General features: G+C 68.8%; 16 protein-coding genes and 1 pseudogene. 9 read left to right on the forward strand and 8 right to left on the reverse strand.

Annotated features, from left to right (window positions below; genetic code table 11):
• Window positions 1-4: 4 nt before the first annotated feature.
• Together AC2W7K_RS13650 and AC2W7K_RS13655 are read right to left on the reverse strand one after the other, a co-directional pair.
• Complete coding sequence (locus AC2W7K_RS13650) at window positions 5-553, reverse strand: dihydrofolate reductase family protein (protein WP_198498958.1); 549 nt, start codon at window positions 551-553, stop codon at window positions 5-7.
• Window positions 554-564: 11 nt separating this feature from the next.
• Complete coding sequence (locus tag AC2W7K_RS13655; RefSeq protein WP_486006285.1) at window positions 565-1,383, reverse strand: L,D-transpeptidase family protein; 819 nt, start codon at window positions 1,381-1,383, stop codon at window positions 565-567.
• Between the two features lie 727 nt (window positions 1,384-2,110).
• Here AC2W7K_RS13655 and AC2W7K_RS13660 point away from each other — a divergent pair.
• Together AC2W7K_RS13660 and leuA are read left to right on the forward strand one after the other, a co-directional pair.
• The gene (locus AC2W7K_RS13660) at window positions 2,111-2,626 is read left to right on the forward strand and encodes a DUF6636 domain-containing protein (RefSeq protein ID WP_486006286.1); all 516 of its coding nucleotides are present in this window, start codon (window positions 2,111-2,113) and stop codon (window positions 2,624-2,626) included.
• A 237-nt stretch (window positions 2,627-2,863) separates the two neighbouring features.
• Entirely contained in the window at window positions 2,864-4,633 is a 1,770-nt protein-coding gene (gene leuA / locus AC2W7K_RS13665) for a 2-isopropylmalate synthase (RefSeq protein ID WP_198498955.1), read from the forward strand.
• A gap of 23 nt (window positions 4,634-4,656) precedes the next feature.
• On the opposite strand, the gene AC2W7K_RS13670 is transcribed toward leuA, so the two are convergent.
• Window positions 4,657-4,857, reverse strand: a complete 201-nt coding sequence (locus AC2W7K_RS13670; protein WP_198498954.1) for a hypothetical protein — start codon at window positions 4,855-4,857, stop codon at window positions 4,657-4,659.
• Between AC2W7K_RS13670 and recO the strand changes: the two genes are divergently transcribed.
• Both recO and AC2W7K_RS13680 read left to right on the forward strand, forming a co-directional pair.
• On the forward strand, window positions 4,852-5,580 hold the full coding sequence (gene recO / locus AC2W7K_RS13675) for a DNA repair protein RecO (protein WP_198498953.1): 729 nt from the start codon (window positions 4,852-4,854) through the stop codon (window positions 5,578-5,580). The genes AC2W7K_RS13670 and recO overlap by 6 nt on opposite strands.
• Complete coding sequence (locus tag AC2W7K_RS13680) at window positions 5,577-6,365, forward strand: isoprenyl transferase (protein WP_198498952.1); 789 nt, start codon at window positions 5,577-5,579, stop codon at window positions 6,363-6,365. Before recO ends, AC2W7K_RS13680 begins: the two co-directional genes overlap by 4 nt.
• 562 nt (window positions 6,366-6,927) lie before the next feature.
• On the opposite strand, the pseudogene AC2W7K_RS13685 reads toward AC2W7K_RS13680, so the two are convergent.
• Window positions 6,928-8,720 (reverse strand): annotated as a pseudogene (locus AC2W7K_RS13685) (DEAD/DEAH box helicase).
• Window positions 8,721-9,060: 340 nt separating this feature from the next.
• Between AC2W7K_RS13685 and AC2W7K_RS13690 the strand changes: the two are divergent.
• Window positions 9,061-10,443: a glycine--tRNA ligase gene (locus AC2W7K_RS13690; protein ID WP_198500985.1), complete on the forward strand. Its 1,383-nt coding sequence runs from the start codon at window positions 9,061-9,063 to the stop codon at window positions 10,441-10,443.
• Between the two features lie 189 nt (window positions 10,444-10,632).
• On the opposite strand, the gene AC2W7K_RS13695 is transcribed toward AC2W7K_RS13690, so the two are convergent.
• Window positions 10,633-12,024 carry an aspartate aminotransferase family protein gene (locus AC2W7K_RS13695; RefSeq protein ID WP_198498950.1) on the reverse strand — a complete coding sequence of 464 codons (1,392 nt, stop codon included), beginning with the start codon at window positions 12,022-12,024 and terminating at the stop codon, window positions 10,633-10,635.
• The gene (locus AC2W7K_RS13700; RefSeq protein WP_137827067.1) at window positions 12,021-12,506 is read right to left on the reverse strand and encodes an Lrp/AsnC family transcriptional regulator; all 486 of its coding nucleotides are present in this window, start codon (window positions 12,504-12,506) and stop codon (window positions 12,021-12,023) included. Before AC2W7K_RS13700 ends, AC2W7K_RS13695 begins: the two co-directional genes overlap by 4 nt.
• A gap of 248 nt (window positions 12,507-12,754) precedes the next feature.
• Here AC2W7K_RS13700 and AC2W7K_RS13705 point away from each other — a divergent pair, with 248 nt between their 5' ends.
• Window positions 12,755-14,083: a M24 family metallopeptidase gene (locus AC2W7K_RS13705; RefSeq protein WP_198498949.1), complete on the forward strand. Its 1,329-nt coding sequence runs from the start codon at window positions 12,755-12,757 to the stop codon at window positions 14,081-14,083.
• Between the two features lie 64 nt (window positions 14,084-14,147).
• On the opposite strand, the gene AC2W7K_RS13710 is transcribed toward AC2W7K_RS13705, so the two are convergent.
• Both AC2W7K_RS13710 and AC2W7K_RS13715 read right to left on the reverse strand, forming a co-directional pair.
• Complete coding sequence (locus AC2W7K_RS13710; RefSeq protein ID WP_198498948.1) at window positions 14,148-14,291, reverse strand: hypothetical protein; 144 nt, start codon at window positions 14,289-14,291, stop codon at window positions 14,148-14,150.
• A gap of 270 nt (window positions 14,292-14,561) precedes the next feature.
• Window positions 14,562-16,046 (reverse strand): L-lactate permease, encoded by a 1,485-nt coding sequence (locus tag AC2W7K_RS13715; RefSeq protein WP_198498947.1) that lies wholly within the window; start codon window positions 16,044-16,046, stop codon window positions 14,562-14,564.
• Window positions 16,047-16,100: 54 nt separating this feature from the next.
• On the opposite strand from AC2W7K_RS13715, the gene AC2W7K_RS13720 reads away from it, so the two are divergent.
• The 3 genes from AC2W7K_RS13720 (at window position 16,101) to dusB (ending at window position 19,814) form a co-directional block, all read left to right on the forward strand.
• Window positions 16,101-16,649 (forward strand): helix-turn-helix domain-containing protein, encoded by a 549-nt coding sequence (locus AC2W7K_RS13720; protein ID WP_198498946.1) that lies wholly within the window; start codon window positions 16,101-16,103, stop codon window positions 16,647-16,649.
• Window positions 16,650-16,864: 215 nt separating this feature from the next.
• Entirely contained in the window at window positions 16,865-18,544 is a 1,680-nt protein-coding gene (locus AC2W7K_RS13725; RefSeq protein WP_198498945.1) for an ATP-binding cassette domain-containing protein, read from the forward strand.
• 85 nt (window positions 18,545-18,629) lie between these two features.
• Window positions 18,630-19,814, forward strand: a complete 1,185-nt coding sequence (gene dusB / locus AC2W7K_RS13730) for a tRNA dihydrouridine synthase DusB (RefSeq protein ID WP_198498944.1) — start codon at window positions 18,630-18,632, stop codon at window positions 19,812-19,814.
• The last annotated feature ends 1 nt before the right edge of the window (window position 19,815 follow it).

Here is a 19,815-nt window from a genome sequence, read left to right on the forward strand (position 1 = left end):
GAGGTCACGCGCGCACGTAGCGGATGATGACCTGGTCGTCGCGCTGTTCGACGCCGCGGACTCGCAGCGGGATGTCGGCGTCGAGGGCGGAGAAGTGCGTGCCGGCATCCTTGAGGTAGCGCGGGGAGATGCTCAGATGCAGTTCGACGCCCGGGCCGTGGTCGAGGAGACGGTAGGCGAGGTTGGGGCCGGATTCGCAGAGGAGCATGTCGCCGGTCGTCTCGAGTCCCGCGATCACCTCGGGCAGGGTGTCGGGGGTGAAGTGGACGGCACGGTAGTCGAGGCCGCGCTCCGCGAGCTGCTGGGACAGGACCTCAGCGTCGGATTCCGTGAGCACGTAGACGGGGGTGTGCTCGAGCACCTTGCCGGGCGCGTTGATCATCGGCAGCTGCGGGTTGAGCGCCGTGCGGCGATCGATGAGGATCGCCCCGGCCCGCCTCCGCAGGCCGACGAAGTAGGTGAAGTCCGTGGGCGTCGACACCCCCGTCGACCACCCGTCCTGGGCATATGCGCCGTTGATCGACTGCACGAGGGAGATGATGACCTCTCGCATGCGCTCGCCTCCTATTTCGCCAGTTCTGCGGCCGGACCCATCGCGATCCGCGGATGCGCCTCCGGGTCGAGGTTCTCCAGCAGCCACACGAGATCGTCCTTCTTCAGGGTGACGCAGCCGTTCGTCCCCGAATCATGGTCGAGATGGAGCCAGATCCCGCCGCCCCGGTCCTTGCCCAGCGGACGCGTGCGATCGGTCGGGGGAGTGCCGGGCGTGCGGTTGTAGTCGATGGCGATGACGTAGTCGAAGACCCGTTCGTACTCGGGTCCGTACGCGACGCTCGCCGAGGCGGAGAGGCCCTTGTCCCGCGTGTACGGCAGCTTGGTGCCGGGATTCTCGGCATAGCCGCCGGCATCGCTGAGGGTGAAGACGCCGATCGGGCTCGTCTTGTCCCCTTCGCGGCGGTCGGCCAGCCATCCCGCCGACCCGTTGTGCGTGGCGAAGGTCTTCACCTTCTCCCATTCGTCGCCGGTGCGCCGGTAGACGCGCAGCTCCCCGGACTCGGAGTCCGCGTACGGGCTGGCGACGACGAGCGCCTGAGTCGTTTCGGCCGGGATCTGGGCCGAGGTCTCCGGTCCGAGTCCCGGCAGCGCCGGAGCCGGGTCCTGTCCGGATGCCTCCCCTTCCCGTTCCCCGGATCTCGTCGCCGAGGCGGTCCCGGGGTCGTGCTGGACCGGAACGGCGAAGTCACCGGTCGGACCCTGTTGAGCGGGTGCCGCGATCGCGCGGTCGGGGGAGTCGTCTGCGGCCGCACGACGCCAGGGAGACGGTGACGGCGAGTCCGACGAGGCCCGCGCCTGCGCGGGTGCGACGACTGAACATGAGGTCATCCTCTCACGAACCTGAAAAGGGGGAGGCCGGGGGCTGTGAGAAAATGGCGCTCATGAGTATTCCACCCGTGCCGAATCATCCTCCGCGCCCCGGGCGCCGGAAACCGGCCGAGGAGACTCCGGATTCGATCACCACGCAGCTCTTCATCGGCCAGGACAAGTCGCCGCAGGCCGACGGCTCGACGCAGGCGCTCAGCGCCGAGGAGATCGACCGGTTGAAGTCGATGGTCTCCGCCGACGGCGCCGCGGCGACCGAGGTCCTCAGTCTCGAGGAGCTCCGCGCCATCGCGGCCGCCGAAGGCGGTGACCCGGAGGTCGATGAGCCCGCAGCGGCACCCCGGAAGGTCAACTCCTCGGACCTCGCCGAAGCCGAGGCAGCGGCGGCACCCCGCCAGTGGAACCCGCAGGGCACCCCGCACTACGGCGGTTCCGAAGGCGTAACGCGACCTGCTGAGGGCTTCGGCGCCGCGGCGCCCGGCCAGTTCTCCCCGCAGGTGAGCCAGCAGGGGCAACCGCGCGGTGGGACTCCGCGCGGGGGGACTCCGGCACCGGCCGGAGCCGCGTACGCCGCGGGATACCAGAACGGCGGATACCCGGGACCCGGTGGACCGGCGGGGCCGGCGGGCCGACCGGACCGGGAGGACCCGGCGGGCCCGGTTCCGCGGGCGGGCCGGGCGGACCGTACCGGCGCGAACCGGAGACGGCGAAGGTCCCCGCCTGGCTGTGGGTGCTCGCGTCGATCGCCCTCGTGCTCGCGATCGGGATCGTCGGCTACATCGTCTGGGATTCGATGCAGAGCACGGAGGAGACCGCCTCGGCGCCGGAATCACCCTCCCTCCAGCCCACGCCCGCGCCGACGGAGAGCCAGGGGTCGGAGACCTCGAGCCCGCCGGCGGCCGTGGAGACGTTCGCGTCGCCGTCGGGCAACATCGAATGCACGATCGACGCCGACCGGGCGCGGTGCGTCATCGCCTCGTTCGACTACACGCCCCCGGAGAGGCCCGAGGACTGTCAGATGGACAACTGGGGCTCCGTCGTCGTCGCCAACGGCGAGGGCGCGGGCTTCTCGTGCCGGGAGGCCCCGGCGAGCTCGGGCCCGGCGCGCGTGCTCGGCTACGGTGAGTCGATCTCCGCATCGGGGATGACGTGCACCTCGGCCGAGGACGGCATGACGTGCACCGCCGACGACACCGGTGTCGGCTTCACGATGCGACGGGCCTCGGTCGACTTCCTCGGCGATTGAGCGCACCGCCTCGGCGATTGAGACCACCGCCTGCGCGGGGTGGTCTCCGCTGTCTGCGACCGCCGGGTCCCTGTCTTGAGATGTGGACAACGTGTCCGCCTGCGGCTCATCACGGTCTACGGTGGAGGCGTGGCTCACAGGTTCCTCCTCCTTCCGTGCCGCGACGAGTCCTGATTCGGACAGCGCCCTCGTCGCGGAGGCTCTCATGCTGTAAACCCCGACGACAGATGATGAGGAATGATGAACCTGCAGCAGCCGACCCCCATGCCATTCACGAAGTACAAGTCGTTCCAGGATCGGATCGTGCTCGACATGCACGATCGCACCTGGCCTGACCAGGTCATCCGGAAGGCCCCGCGCTGGCTGAGCACCGACCTGCGCGACGGCAACCAGGCGCTCATCGACCCGATGACCCCCGACCGCAAGCGGCGGATGTTCGATCTCCTCGTCAAGCTCGGCTTCAAGGAGATCGAGGTGGGCTTCCCCGCCGCCAGCCAGGTCGACTTCGACTTCGTGCGCTCGATCATCGAGGACGACGCGATCCCCGACGACGTGCGCATCTCCGTGCTCACGCAGGCCCGTGAGGATCTCATCGAGCGGACCGTCGAGTCCCTCGTCGGGGCGAAGATGCCGACCGTCCACCTCTACAACGCGACAGCCCCCGTCTTCCGCAAGGTCGTCTTCGGGTTCGACGGCGACGGCTTCGACCAGACCCGCGACATCGCCCTGCAGGGCACGCAGGCGGTGATGAAGCACGCCGAGACGCTGCTGTCCGGCTCGGACTTCGGGTACCAGTACTCGCCGGAGATCTTCGTCGACACCGAACCGGAGTTCGCCCTCGACATCGTCGGCAGCGTCCTCGACATGTGGCAGCCCGGCGCGGGTCGCGAAACCGTCGTCAACCTCCCCGCCACCGTCGAGCGCGGCACCCCGAACACGTACGCGGACCAGATCGAATGGTTCTGCCGCAACATGCCCTACCGCGACGAGGTGGCCGTCTCCCTCCACCCGCACAACGACCGCGGCACCGGCGTCGCGGCCGCCGAACTCGGCATCATGGCCGGGGCCGACCGGATCGAGGGCTGCCTCTTCGGCAACGGTGAGCGCACCGGCAATCTCGACCTCGTCACCGTCGCCCTCAACCTCTACACCCAGGGCGTCGACCCCGAACTCGACTTCTCCGACATCGACGAGGTCATCCACACCGTCACCGAGTGCAACCAGATCGGCGTCCACGAGCGTCACCCCTACGGCGGTGACCTCGTGTTCACCTCGTTTTCCGGGTCGCATCAGGATGCGATCAACAAGGCCTTCGCCGACCGGGAGCGCAACGCCAAGGCCGACGGCGTGCCCGTCGACCTCATGGAATGGGACATGCCCTACCTGCCCGTCGACCCGAAGGACCTGGGACGCTCGTACGAGGCGATCATCCGCGTCAACTCGCAGTCGGGAAAGGGCGGAGTGACGTACCTGCTCAAGAGCGAGTACGGTCTCGATCTGCCGCGCCGCATGCAGGTGGAGTTCTCCAAGGCCGTCCAGCAGCACACTGAGGCCGGCGGTGAGGTCACCGCCGAGGAGATCCGCCGCATCTTCAACCACGAGTACCTGCCGAGCGACGACCCCGACGCCACGTGGGGTCGCTTCCAGATCGTGGGCCTGCGCACCGAATCCGGCGCCGTCGACGACACGAGCGCCTCCGAGCGCATCGAGGTCGACCTCATCGTGGACGGTCAGGAGCGGACCTACGAAGGCCGCGGCAAGGGCCCGATCGACGCCCTCGTCCGCGTCCTCAACGACAACTTCGACATCGACATGCGTCTCCAGGACTACACGGAGCACGCGATCGGCTCGGGCGCGGACACGATGGCCGCCGCCTACGTCGAACTCGCCATCGAGGACCGGGTGCGCTGGGGCGCAGGTCTCCACCCGAACATCACAAAGGCCTCGCTCAAGGCCGTCATCTCCGCGGTCAACCGCGCCGCGCGCGACGCCGAGTCCGACCGCTGACCCTCTCGCCGATCTGCTGACCGTCAGCCGGTCGACTGACCGTCAGTCGACCGGCTGGTCAGGCCGGTCGGTGGGGCGTGGTGGGCTGTGCCCCTCGCATTCGGCCGGGCCGCCTCGGGCACGGGAGTACGGGCGACACGGGCCGCCTCGGGCACGGGAGTGCGGGCGACACGGGCCGCCTCGGCGCGGTTGACGGTGCGCTCTGCGATAATGGTGCGGTGCACAACTATCGTGATGAGGGCATCGTCCTCTCGGGCCACAAGCTCGGTGAAGCCGACCGCATCGTCACCGTGCTCACCCGCAGCCACGGACTCGTCCGCGCGGTGGCCAAGGGGGTGCGGCGCACGAAGTCCCGGTTCGGCTCCCGCCTCGAGCCGTTCATGCTCATCGACGTCCAATGCCACGTCGGGCGCAACCTCGACATCGTCACCCAGGTCGAGCTCATCGAACCCTTCGCCCGCGGCATCGGCGCGGACTACGATGCCTATTCGGCCGCCTCGGTGATGGCGGAGACGGCGAGCAGGATCACGGAAGCCGAACCCGTCTCCCGGGCGCAGTTCCTCCTCCTCGTCGCAGCGATCCGCTCCCTGTGCAAGGGCGAGCACCCGCCGCGCCTGGCCCTCGACGCCTACCTGCTGCGGGCGATGTCGGTGGCCGGGTGGGCCCCGAGCCTCGCCGACTGCGCCCAGTGCGGGGCGCCCGGACCGCACCGGGCGTTCTCCGCGGCCCTCGGCGGGGCCGTCTGCTCGGGCTGCCGGCCCAGCGGTGCCGCGCTGCCCGACACCGACGCCCTCGACCACCTCGCGGCCCTCCTCACCGGGGACTGGGCGCACGCCGAGGCCTCAGACCTCCACGACCAGATGGACGGGTCGAAGCTCGTCTCCGACTGGGTGTCGTGGCACCTCGAACGCAACATCCGATCCTTGAGAGTCCTGGAGCGCACGTGAGCTATCCCGCCCCACCCGCCCATCCGAGCGGGGCGACGCCGCCGCGCCTCGACGAGAAGTTCGTTCCCCGCCACGTCGCCGTCGTCATGGACGGCAACGGCCGTTGGGCCAACGAGCGCGGACTGCCGCGGACCGAGGGACACAAGGCCGGCGAGGCGTCCCTCCTCGACGTCATCCACGGCGCCATCGAGATCGGCGTCGACTACCTGTCGGCGTACGCGTTCTCGACGGAGAACTGGAAGCGCTCACCCGAGGAGGTGCGCTTCCTCATGGGCTTCAACCGCGATGTCATCCGCCGGCGCCGGGACGAGCTCAACGCCCTGGGCGTGCGCATCGTGTGGTCGGGGCGGCGGGGGCGTCTGTGGCGCTCGGTCATCGACGAACTCGAGACCGCCGCCGAGATGACGAAGCACAACACGGGCCTGACCCTCCAGTTCTGCGTGAATTACGGCGGACGCTCGGAGATCGTCGACGCCGTCAACGAGATCACCGCCGAGGTGGCCGCCGGCCGGCTCAAGCCCGGCAAGGTGAGCGAGAAGACCCTGCGCGCCCGGCTCTACGCGCCGCAGGTGCCCGACGTCGACCTCTTCGTCCGGTCGTCGGGGGAGCAGCGGACCTCGAACTTCCTCCTCTGGCAGTCCGCCTACGCCGAGATGGTGTTCCAGGACGTGCTCTGGCCTGATGTCGACCGGCGCACCCTGTGGACGGCGATCGAGGAGTACGCACGACGCGACCGGCGCTTCGGCGGCGCCATCGACCGCCCAGGAGGGGCCGCGGGAGCCTGAGGGCGGGGCGTATCCTGCTTGGAGGGCGTTGTGGGGACTCGAACAGTCGACTCGGGCAGGTGCTCGCTGCCGGCCGACGTTTCGGGCTCACCCTGGTTTCCACGGCTCTGTTTACGAGCTGAGCCCTCGAAACTCACCTGAGCCGCAACCAATAGTGCGCGGACGGCGTTCGGGCCGAGGTGCTACGAGGCACCCGGCGCGTCATAGACCAGCGGTTCTGCGTTTTGCGCCAGTTCGAGCCGAGATGGCCAGTTCCTGCATTGGCCATCTCGGATCAGACTGGCGCAAACCCGGTCGGGACGGTGCTGGGAGTCGACTCGGGCCGGTGCTCGCTGCCGGCCGGCCGTTCGGGCTCACCCTGGTGTCGAGGGCCCTGTTCACGAACTGAGCCCCCGAAACTCACCTGTGCTGCAACCGATAGTGCGAGGACGGCGTTCGGGCCGGAGCGTCGGACGGACGGCGGTCGGGCCGGAATGTCGAACGGACGGTCGACGAGGCAATCGCCTCCAGAATGCCCGAAGGGCCCGCAGCACAGTTGCTGCGGGCCCTTCGAGGTCGAATCTCAGTAGCGGTCGCGCGAACGATCGCGGTCACGCCCGCCGAACTTCTTGCCGCCGCCACGACGGTCGCCGCGGAAGTTGCGGTTGTCGCCGGGCTGCTTGTCGAAGTTGCGCTTCTTGAACGGGCGGCCCGGACGACCCGAATCGGGACGGATGTCGATCGGCCGACCCTGGATCTCGGTGTGCGCGAGCTTCTTGAGCACGCCCGGATCGAGATCCTGCGGCAGGTCGACGAGCGTGTGGTTCGACCGGATGTCGATGTGGCCGATCTGCTTCGAGGTGATGCCGCCCTCGTTCGCGATCGCACCGACGATCGACCCCGGCTGCACGCGCTCGTTGCGCCCGACTGCGAGACGGTAGGTGACCATGCCCTCGCGGCTGCGCGCCCCGCGCTCCCGGCCGGCTTGCCGTCGCGATCGCGGTCACGGCCCTGCTTGCCGCGGGTGGGCTCGGGCATCGGCTCGGCCTTGAGCGAGTTCGACTCGAGGAGGAGCGCGGCCAGCGCGGCCGCGATGTCCGTGGCCGGCACGTTGCGGCTGAGCTCGTACTGCTCGATGACGGTCGCGAGCTCGCTGAGCTCGGTCGTCGCCAGGGCGTCGTCGATGCGCTTGGTGAACTTCTCGACGCGCGTGTTCGTCAGCTCCTCGACGCTTGGCAGCGTCAGCGGTTCGACCTTCTGCTTCGTCGCGCGCTCGATCGAACCGAGCAGACGCTGCTCACGCGGGGTGATGAAGAGGATCGCCTCGCCGGAGCGGCCGGCACGACCGGTGCGGCCGATGCGGTGGACGTAGGACTCCGTGTCGTGCGGGATGTCGTAGTTGACGACGAGCGAGATGCGCTCGACGTCGAGACCGCGCGCGGCGACGTCGGTGGCGACGAGGATGTCGATCTTGCCCTCGCGCAGCATCTCGACGGTGCGCTCACGCGCCTGTTGCGGGATGTCGCCGTTGATCGCCGAGGCCTTGAACCCGCGGGCCCGCAGCTTCTCCGCGAGCTCCTCGGTGGCCTGCTTCGTGCGCACGAACATGATGATGCCGTCGTACTCCTCGACCTCGAGGATCCGGGTGAGGGCGTCGAGCTTGTGGGAGTGCTGGACCATGAGGTAGCGCTGGCGGATGTTCGACCCGGTCTGCGACTTCGCCGCGACCCTGACTTCTTCGGGATCGTTGAGGTACTTGCCGGTGAGGCGGTGGATCGAGGTCGGCATCGTCGCGGAGAAGAGGGCGACCTGGCGGGAGTCGCCGGTGGCGTTGAAGATCTCCTCGATGTCCTCGGCGAAGCCCATCTTGAGCATCTCATCGGCCTCGTCGAGCACGAGGTGCTGGAGGTTCTGGAGCTTGAGGGAACCCCGCTTGAGGTGGTCGATGACGCGCCCGGGCGTGCCGACGACGACCTGCGCACCGCGCTTGAGCCCGGCCAGCTGGGGGCCGTAGGACTGCCCGCCGTAGATCGGGAGCACGGAGAAGTCGTCGAGGTTCGTCGCATACGAGGTGAACGCCTCGGCGACCTGGAGCGCGAGCTCACGGGTGGGGGTGAGCACGAGGGCGAACGGGCCGTCCTCGGCGCGCCCCGCCTCGGCGAGGTGGGAGAGGACCGGCAGCGCGAACGCCGCGGTCTTGCCCGTTCCGGTCTGGGCGAGGCCGATGACGTCGCGGCCGTCGACGAGGGCGGGGATGGTCGCGGCCTGGATGGGGGAGGGGGACTCGTAGCCGAGCGCATCGACGGCGCGCAGCACCTCCGGGTGGAGGCCGAGTTCGGAGAAGGTCGGGGTGGATTCGGCGGACTGTTCGGACATGAGGTCTCACTCTCACTTGCGGCACACACTTGATCGCAGATGACTGAAGTGGCGATCTACCCTGCGGCCGCTTGTGCGATCATGTCTGGCAATCCGGGCCGGAACCGTACGCGTCATTCTCCAGGGCTTGTGCCGATGCACAGCCGTCGGTACGGAAGATAGGTTTGGGTGTGCCCCCAGTCTACCTTGCCGTCCCGCGCCGAGGCGGTCCCCAGTGGGCAGAGAAAGTGTGAGTTCCATCGCCAGCGGCCTGTGTCCGCGGCGGGGCGCGAACCGATAGGCTGGGGAGTCGTGCGCCACGGCAGCCGGCCGTCGGCGGCAAGGAGACCAAGGAGAGTCAATCGTGGCACAGTCCAAGCTGGATGCCGTCATCGCCCTCGCCAAGCGCCGGGGCTTCGTCTTCCAAGCCGGAGAGATCTACGGCGGTACCCGGTCGTCATGGGACTACGGTCCGCTCGGTGTCGAACTCAAGGACAACATCAAGTCGCAGTGGTGGCAGACCTTCGTCCGCGGACGTGAGGACGTCGTCGGCCTCGACTCCTCGATCATCCTGCCCAAGCGCGTGTGGGAGGCCTCGGGCCACGTCGAGACCTTCGTCGACCCCCTCGTCGAATGCCTCCACTGCCACCACCGGCACCGGGAGGACCACCTCGTCGAGGCCTACGAGGCCAAACACGGCAAGGCACCGGCCAACGGCATGGCCGACATCGTCTGCCCCGACTGCGGCACCCGCGGTCAGTGGACCGAGCCGCAGCAGTTCTCCGGGCTCGTCAAGACCTACCTCGGTCCCGTCGAGTCCGAGGCGGGCCTCCACTACCTGCGCCCGGAGACCGCGCAGGGCATCTTCGTCAACTTCAACAACGTCGTCACCGCTGCCCGGAAGAAGCCGCCGTTCGGCATCGGCCAGATCGGCAAGTCCTTCCGCAACGAGATCACGCCCGGCAACTTCATCTTCCGCACCCGCGAGTTCGAGCAGATGGAACTCGAGTACTTCGTCCACCCCGACGAGGCCGACTCGTTCTTCTCCACCTGGGTCGAGGACTGCTGGAACTGGTTCATCGGGCTCGGCATCGACGAGGCGAACATGCGCCGGTTCGACGTCCCCGAGGACGAGCGCGCCCACTACTCGGCGGGCACGATCGACATCGAGTACCGCTTCGGCTTCCAGGGGTCGGAATGGGGCGAGCTCATGGGCGTGGCCAACCGCACCGACTACGACCTCGGCACCCATTCCGAGGCCTCGGGCGCGAAGCTGCAGTACTTCGATCAGGCCAGCGGGGAGCGCTACACCCCGTACGTCATCGAACCCGCGTTCGGTCTCACCCGGTCGATGATGGCGTTCCTCGTCGACGCCTACACCGAGGACGAGGCGCCGAACACGAAGGGCGGCACGGACACCCGCATCGTCCTCCGCCTCGACCCGCGCCTGGCCCCGGTCAAGGCGGCGGTGCTGCCGCTGAGCCGCAACGAGAAGCTCACCCCGCAGGCCAAGGAGCTCGCCGCACAGCTGCGCAAGCGCTGGAACATCGACTTCGACGACGCCGGGGCCATCGGCCGCCGCTACCGTCGCCAGGACGAGATCGGCACGCCCCTGTGCATCACGTACGACTTCGACTCCCTCGACGACGGCGCGGTGACGATCCGCAAACGCGACGACATGAGCCAGGAGCGCGTGAGCCTCGACCAGGTCGAGGCCTACCTCGCTGAGCACCTCGGCGTCTGAGACCCATCGGCGTCTGAGACCCAACGGCGACTGAGACTTCAGCGTCAGCGGACGGGCACGGTCCCAGGCCCCTGCCCGTCCGCCTCGGCGATCGATGATCTCACCCGCCCCACCGGCAGCGACAGCGGCCCCGACACCTGGTCATGGTGTCGGGGCCGCTGTCGCTGCGTCACGCGCCGAGGTGGGCGATCAGAACATCGTCCACGCTTCCTTGAGGACGCTGCGGATGATCGATTCCATCTCGTCGAACTCCTTCTGACCGACGGTCAGCGGGGGCGAGAGCTGGATGACCGGGTCGCCGCGGTCGTCGGCACGGCAGTAGAGGCCGTTCTCGTACATCTTCGCCGAGACGAAGTTCTTGAGGATGCGCTCGGACTCCTCTTCGGTGAAGGACTCCTTCGTGTCCTTGTCCTTGACGAGTTCGATGCCGTAGAAGAAGCCCTCACCGCGGACGTCGCCGACGATCGGGAGGTCCTTGAGCTTCTCGAGCGTGAACTTGAACGCACCGGCGTTCTCGTGCACGTGGTCGTTGAGCTTCTCCTTCTCGAACACGTCGAAGTTCGCCATCGCGGCGGCACAGGCGACGGGGTGTCCGCCGAAGGTGTAGCCGTGGTAGAACGTCGCGTCGCCGTCGGGGCCGAAGGGCTCGAAGAGACGGTCCGAGGCGATCATCGCACCGAGCGGGGCGTACCCGGAGGTGATGCCCTTCGCCGAGGTGATGATGTCGGGGACGTAGCCGAAGTCGTTGCACGCGAACATGTCGCCGATGCGGCCGTAGGCGCAGATCGTCTCGTCGGAGACGAGGAGGACGTCGTTCTCGTCGCAGATCTCGCGCACCCGCTCGAAGTATCCGGGAGGCGGCGGGAAGCAGCCACCGGAGTTCTGCACGGGCTCGAGGAAGACGGCTGCCACGGAGTCGGCGCCTTCGAACTCGATCGCCTCGGCGATGCGGTCGGCCGCCCAGCGGCCGAAGGCCTTCTCATCGTGCGCGTACGGCTCGGGCGCACGGTAGAAGTTCGTGTTCGGGACCTTGTGGGCACCGGGGACGAGCGGGGCGAACTGCTCGCGCAGGCCCGGCAGGGACGTCACCGACAGCGCGCCGTGCGGGGTGCCGTGGTAGGCGGTGGCACGGGAGATGATCTTGTGCTTGCCGGGCTTGCCGGTGAGCTTGAAGTAGTTCTTCGCGAGCTTCATCGCCGATTCGACGGAGTCGCCGCCGCCGGAGGTGAGGAACACGCGGTTGAGGTCGCCGGGGGCGTAGCTCGCGAGACGCTCGGAGAGCTCGATGGCCTGCGGGTGCGCGAACGACCACAGCGGCATGAAGGGCAGCTGCATCGTCTGGTCGTACATCGCCTTGGCGATCTCCTCACGACCGTGCCCGACCTGGACGGTGAAGAGACCGGCGAGGCCGTCGAGGTACTTCTTGCCCTTGTCGTCGAAGATGTGGTGGCCTTCGCCGCGGGTGATGATCGGTGCCTGTCCGCCGTTGAACAGGGCCTGGTGCGGTGCCATGTGCATCCACACGTTGTTGCGCACGGCTTCCTGATACGGAGTGCCGGCTCTGGTGACATTGTCTGTCATCGTGTCCCCCAATTGTATTTTTGCTTTTCGAGTGAGAGGTACATGAAGAGCTCCGTGTCGACGACGGCGTCGATCGACCGGAGTTCTCGGTTGACGAAATCGATGAGGTGTCGGTCCGATTCGCAGACGATCTCCACAAGGAGGTCGAACGACCCCGCGGTGACGACGAGATAGTCGATCTCGTCATACCCGTGCAGCCTGTCGGCGACCTTCGAGATGTCCCCGCGGACCTTCACGCCCACCATGGCCTGTCGGGCGAAGCCGAGACTGAGCGGGTCGGTCACGGCCACGATCTCCATCACGCCGGATTCGATGAGCCGTGACACCCGCTGCCGCACGGCCGCCTCGGAGAGTCCGACGGACTTGCCGATGGCAGAGTAGGACTTGCGTCCGTCGTGCTGGAGTTCGACGATGATCGCCTTGGACTTCTCGTCGAGGTTGCCCAGGCGGTGACTGCTGACGCTCGGCAGCGAGTGGGTCATTCTTCACCTCCGTGATGTGAGTCTCAGACCAACCTACCATCGATTCAGTCGGAATGCGTAGTCCTGTTTGCGGATTCAGTTGATTTTCTTGAACTTTCATTCTGTATCCGTCATGAACGGGAAGCAGGCGGGCGTGGTGACGGGCTGGCTCGTGCTCGGGTGCCGGCGGGACCGGGCACCGGCCGCCTCGGTGCCGGTCCGCGCGCGCCTCATTGACACCGTGTGAGGCGGATCACCAGACTGGGCGCATGAATGAGGGTGAGCTGTTCTCCGGTCGCGCCGACCGGCGCGCCGATGTGCAGGGGATGCGTCCGGGCGCCGAGCAGGGAGGTGCGGGGGCCGAGGTCCGGTCGCGTCCGCAGCCCTATCCCGGAGAGGTCGACACGATCGGTGCGAAGCATCTCGGGTTCGCCCCCGAGGAGTACCTCGCTCGCATCGCAGCGGTGCGCGGGCGGATGAGCGACCAGGGCCTGTCGGCGCTCATCGTCACCGATCCGGCGAACATCTACTACCTCACCGGCTACAACGCGTGGTCGTTCTACACTCCGCAGCTGCTCTTCGTCCCCTCCTCGGGTCCGCTCACGCTCTTCATGCGCGATATGGACGCCCGTGGGGCCACGCACACCTCGTGGCTGCCGCCGGAGGACATCGTCGGCTACCCCGAGCGCTATGTGCAGCGTCCGCACATCCACCCCTTCGACTGGGTCGCCTTCGCCCTGCGCCAGCGGTGGGAGGTCGCCCGCGCTTCCACCTCGCCCGTCGGCGTCGAGATGGACTCGCACTTCTTCTCCCCGCGGGCCTTCCGCGCACTCGTCAACGGGGTCCCCGAATGGCGCCTCGTCGATTCGTTCGAACTCGTCAACTGGATCCGGGCGATCAAATCCCCGGCCGAACTCGCGCTCATGCACCGGGCCGCCGAGGTGACGACCGCGGCGATGACCGCGGCCCTCGAGTCGATCGCCGAGGGCGTGGGCCAGCACGAGGTCGCCGCCGCGATCGCCGCCGCGCAGATCCGCGGCAACGATGCCGCCTGGGGTGACTACCCGGCGATCGTGCCCCTCATGCCCACCGGAGAGAGCGCCGACACCCCGCACCTGACGTGGACCGACAGAGTGTTCGCAACGGATGAGTCCGTGAGCATCGAGCTCGCCGGAGTCCACCGCCGCTACCATGTCCCGCTCGCCCGGACAGCGGTCGTCGGCCGTCCGAAGCAGGAGCTCGTCCGTCTCGAGGGGGTCGTCGCCGAGGCGCTGGCAGCCGTCCTCGATGTCGCCCGACCCGGGGTGCCCACCGCGGAACTCGCACGGACCTGGAATCGGTCGCTGGCTCTGCACGGACTCGAGAAGCCGAGCCGCCTCGGCTATTCGATCGGCATCGGCTACCCGCCGGACTGGGGCGAGCGGACGATCTCGATCCGCACCGAGGACGATCAGATCCTCGAAGCGGGGATGGCCTTCCACCTCATCTGCGGCATGTGGATGAACGGCTACGGCTACGAGCTCTCCGAATCGATCCTCATCACCGACTCCGGTGCTGACACGTTCACCGCGTTCCCGCGCGAGCTCATCCGCCTCTGATCGGTCAGCTGCGCCTCTGATCGGTCCGAGGCGCACCTGATGGGTGAGTGCCGCACCTGATCGGTCAGGGCTCCTCTGACGGTTCAGTGCCGGAGCGCCGAGGCGGCCGATCCCGCGGGGGCATCGGACCGGCGAGGTCGACGATCTGCCGGACCACCTCGGCGAGGGACCGGCGGACCACCTCGGCGGAGAGCTGTGCACTGGTCATCGATGCCCGCACGCGATCCCTCGCTGCCGACAGGCACCTCAACGTCGACCGGCACCTCGAGCGGCGGAGTCGACCGGCCCCTTGAGCCATAATGACCACCGTGCACGGGTAGTTTTCGGCGCTCCGCGGTGGGGATACGCAGCTCCGGGTGCCTGTCGGCGCCTCGGGTTGTGGGTGGGGCTGAGGGTGGTGTGTGGGGCTGAGGGTGGCGCGGGGGTGATGTGGCAGTCGGGCAGGCCCGGGTAGCCGGCGCCGAGGCGGTTGCCCCGCTTACGCGAGGAACTGGAGCCAGAGGCCGATGGCGAGGGTGTTGAGGCCGACGATGAGGAACGCCCGGCTGAGCACCCACGACCCGTCCCGAGCATCGGCGGCCCCGGCGCCGGAGAGCTGGACGGCCATCGCGACCCGCGGCGGAGCGGCGAGCGCCGCCAGCGATCCCGCGGCGTTGCCTGCGGCGACGGCGGTCAGCGGCCCCGCTGCCGTTCCCTCACCGGCGACGGCGAGGGTGCTCGCGAACATCGCGTTGCTGCCCGTGTTCGACCCGGTGAGCACGGCGCCGATCGTCGACAGCCACGGAGCGAGCACGAGGAGCCCCGTGGGCAGCAGGTCCCCGAACGCCGTGCTCATCCCCGAGGTCGTCATCACCCAGCCCATGAGCATGAACGCCGCCGTCGCCGCCCCGATCGGCACCCATGCGCGCACCGCGCGGACGATGACCGGGCGCAGCGGCGGGGGAGATGACGCACCGTCGCTGCGCTCATCCGTCGATTCGTCGACCCTGGGACTATCCGTCGATCCGGCACCCCTCTGCCCATTCTTCGCCCCGCGGGTCCGCGAGAGCGCAGCGACGAGGCAGGCGACGGCCAGCCAGAACGGGGGAGAGGCGAGACTCTCCATGAGCGGAGACGGGAACACGGCGAGAAGCTCCCGCGCGGCGAGGATGCCGAGGGTGAGAACGCCGTAGGGCAGGACCGCGCGCCCGAGCGCCGCGGTGACTGCGGCGAAGCGGGCGCGGACCGCCAGGGGCACGCCGAGGCCGACGATGACGACGAGGGACCCGATGATGCCGGCCGGCGCCATGCCGAGAAGACGGTTGGCGAGGAGGATTCCGCCCCACAGCAGACCGGCGGCACCGATCATCCCGAGTGCGCTGCCGAGGCGGGGACGCATGAGGACGAGAACCGAGCAGAGGACCACGGCCACCGGGATCGCGTTCACCCAGGCCGTCGACAGACCGAGCGCATCGACGTCGAAGCCGGCGAGCGCCGCCGCCACCGTCGTGCCCGGTCCGAGCGCACCCCACGGGACCGCGACGAGACCGAGGAGCCCGAGGAGCGCCGAATGCCGCAGCGAACAGCCGAGATGCCGGAGGATCGGCACACCGATCGTCACGCCGATGCCGAAGCCCGTGACGGATTCGGCGAAGGGGACGAGGCCGAAGACGACGAGGGCGACGCCGAGGGACCGGCTGGGCACCATCGACTCGACACTCGCGGAGATCGTCCGCATCGCGCCCGTGGCCTCGAGGATCCCGGCGAGCATCATCCCGAAGAGGAGGATGAGCACCACCTCGGCGATGAGGGGGAAGTAGTCGCCGGCGGCCTGGGTGATGACGGGGAGGGGAGTGGGGAAGGCGAGGACCGCACAGAGGCCGGCACCGGCGAGTCCGGCCACCGCGGAGACCCACGTCGGCGCGCGGAAGGCGAGGAGCGCGACGGCGAGGAGAATGGGGACGAACGCGAGGAGACCGGTCATAATCACTTTTAATGGATTGAGATCTACTATCTGAGATTACATTAGGATGTCATCATGGCGAAGTCAGAGGATCCCGGGGCGCGGGTGTTCGGGGCGCGCATCCGGGCTCGCCGCAAATACAGCAACCTCACCCTCAACGAGCTCGCGATCCGCGCCGGCATCTCCCGCGCCGCACTGTCGAAGATCGAACGCGGTGAGCAGGACACCTCGGTGTCCAACGCCATGGGGCTCTCCCGCGCGCTCGGCGTCGACGTCGGCGAGCTCCTCGCCGAACCCGAGGTGCTCGTCACCCCGGCCGATGCGATCGTCCCGCACGCGACGTACGGTCCCGGCACCTGGCGCCGCGACCTGCCCTCGCCGAGTGAGAACATCGAGGTCATCCACTACTCGCTCGAACCCCGCAGCGAGACCTCGCCGTTCGCCGCCCACCGCTCGGGATCCCGGGAGACCTTCTTCGTCCTCGCCGGCACCGTCGAGATCGTCACGATCGACCGCCGCACGATCCTGCGCGCCGGCGACTGCGCACAGGCCCCTGGCGATGTGCCCCACCAGCTCGCCAACCCCAGCGACCGGTCGGCAGAGCTCATGCTCATCATCACCTGAGCCGGGTCCTCAGTCGCACCGAGTCTTCACCGCAGCTGTCGGCCGGGACCGGTCGACCGCCTCGGCGACCTTGACGCACCGGAGGCGACTCGGGCATCCTTGTGAGGTCCCACAGTCGAGTGAAGGCAGCGCCTGAGAATGAAGTGACACCTCATTTCCGCACCCGCGGGTGATTCGGACCCGCACCGCACCGCGTGCACGAAATGAGATCACTGATGCCCTCTGCCATCACCCTGTCCGGACTCGGATACCGCCTCGGCGACGATACCGAGATCCTCACCCACCTCACCGCCACGATCCCACTGGGACTCACCGGCCTCGTCGGTGACAACGGGATCGGCAAATCCACTCTCGCCCGGCTTCTCACCGGCGCGCTCGCCCCCACCACGGGGACCGTCACCGGTGCCGCCGGCGCCGTCCACATCGACCAGCTGCTGCCGCACACCGACGACCGCGTCGACGCGATCCTCGGCATCGCCGGCATCCGCACGAGCCTGCATCGCGCGCTGCACGGCGAGGCCGGACCAGCCGACTTCGACATCATCGGGGAGGACTGGGACATCGAGGAGCGGGCCCTGTCCGCCCTCGCCGAGGTGGGGCTCACCCTCTCCGCGGACGACCTCGACCGGCAGGCTGCGACGTTCTCCGGCGGGGAGGCGATGCGGATCGGTCTCGCCCGCGCGGCGATGGTCGGGTCCTCATGGCTCATCCTCGACGAGCCGAGCAACAACCTCGACGCGGCGGGCCGGGCCCTGCTCACCGAGCTGCTCGCGCGGCGGTCCGGGCCCACCCTCGTCATCTCCCACGACCGCGAGCTCCTCGACTCGATGACGACGATCGTCGAGATGACCGACCAGCTGCGCGTCTACGGCGGGAACTACACCGCATACGAGGAGATGGTCGCCGCCGAGGAGGAGGCGAAACAGGCGCGGCTGACCGACGCGAAGAAGGCCCACGCGATCGAGAAGCGCCAGCGCATCGACCTCGAGACCACCCTGGCGCGTGCCGACCGGAAGGCCGCGAAGGACAAGGCGAGCAAACGCCGACCGAAGATCGTCATGAACGGCCTCACCGACTTCGCGCAGAAGTCGGCGGCCAAACGGCGCGGGGACAAGGCCGCCGACGAGGCTGCGGCCGCCGCTGCCGTGCAGACCGCGAAGGACGCCCTGCGCCGGGACTCCTCGATCACCCTCCACCTGCCCGAGACCGAGGTCCATCCGAGCAGGCGCGTCCTCGAGGTGCGCCCGAGCGCTCTCGAGCGGCCGCGGGAGATCGTCGGACCGGAGCGGATTCGGCTCACCGGGCCCAACGGCGCGGGGAAGTCGACTCTCCTCGCCGCCGTCCGCGGCACCGCGCAGACCGGTGGCAGCGCCGCCGGTCGCGTGGGGAGCGACCACGGAGACCGCGGCCGGTTGGGCAGCGGCGGCTCGGGGAGCGGTGGCCTTGTCGACGCGCTCTTCCCCGGCCTCAGTGTGCAGGTGTCCGTGCCGATCGGCCACCTCGACCAGCAGTACCGCCTGCCCGCCGAGGTCAGCGTCATGGAGGCGGTGCGCCGGCCGAACCCCGGGCTTGAGAAGCACCGCGTCCACGAGGTGCTCGCCGCCATGGGCCTGCGCGCCGAGCGGACCGCGCAGCTGTGCGGCACGCTCTCGGGTGGGGAGCGCTTCCGTGTCGCGCTGGCCGCGACCCTGCTCTCCGACCCGGCCCCGCAGCTGCTCATCCTCGACGAACCCGGCAACAACCTCGACGTGTCCTCGCAGCGGGCGCTCACCTCGGCGCTCGAGGGATACGGGGGAGCGATGCTCGTCGTCACCCACGACGACCGCCTCGCCGCCGAACTCCGCCTCGACGCCGTCTGGGACGTGCGGGACCTGCGCGGGGAGGACGACCGGTGACCAGGGAATATGCCGCACCACCTCGGTGTTGCGGGTCTGTGAGCAAGGGTACGATGCTCGATTTGGCAGGCTTTGGGATAATGGCATGGTGAGTGTCATCAGCCCCAGCCCAGAATCCACCGCCCAGACCGTCAAGCCGCTGCGCATCGGTCCCATCGAGCTGTCCTCCCCGGTCGTGCTCGCACCGATGGCGGGGATCACGAACACCGCGTTCCGGCGGCTGTGCCGCGAGTACGGGGCAGGGCTCTACGTCACCGAGATGGTCACCTCCCGCGCGCTCGTCGAGCGCAGCCCCAAGAGCATGCGCATCATCCACCACGAGCCGTACGAGACTCCGCGCTCCGTGCAGCTCTACGGCGTCGACCCGGTGACGATCGGGCAGGCCGTGCGGATGCTCGTCGACGAGGACCGCGCCGACCACATCGACCTCAACTTCGGCTGCCCGGTCCCCAAGGTCACCCGCAAGGGCGGCGGCTCGGCCCTGCCGTGGAAGAAGGACCTCTTCGAAGCGATCGTCACGACCGCCGTCGAGGAGGCCGACCGCGGCGGCATCCCGCTGACGGTGAAGATGCGCAAGGGCATCGACGCCGACCACCACACCTACCTCGACGCCGGGGAGACCGCGCGCAACGCCGGGGTCGCCGCGATCGCGCTCCACGGGCGCACGACTGCCGACCTCTACTCCGGGACCGCGGACTGGGACTCGATCGCCCGACTCAAGGACCACCTCGGCGACACCGTTCCCGTGCTCGGCAACGGCGATATCTTCTCCGCCGAGGATGCGCTCGAGATGATGCGCACGACCGGCTGCGACGGGGTCGTCATCGGCCGCGGATGCCAGGGCCGGCCGTGGCTGTTCGGCGATCTTGCGAACGCTCTCAACGGCAGTGCCGATCGTCATCGTCCCGGACTCGCCGAGGTGGCCCGTGCGGTCCGTCTCCACGGCGAATACCTCGTCGACTACTACGGCGAGGAGTTCTACGGGGTGCGCGACCTGCGCAAGCACATCGCGTGGTACTTCAAGGGCTACCCTGTCGGCGGCGACCTGCGCAGCCGGCTGGCCATGGTCTCCTCACTCGCCGAACTCGACGCACTGCTCGCCGAACTCGACGACGCCCCCTACCCGGGCGAGGCCGCCGAGGGCTCGCGCGGGCGGACCACCCGCCCCAAGCGCCCCCACCTGCCCGAGGGCTGGCTCGACTCCCGCGTCTTCGACGAGAGCGGCTCCGCCGACCTCGCCGAGGCCGAACTCGACGTCTCGGGAGGATGAG

The organism is Brevibacterium sp. LAARM2_SD2 (genome assembly GCF_057364785.1).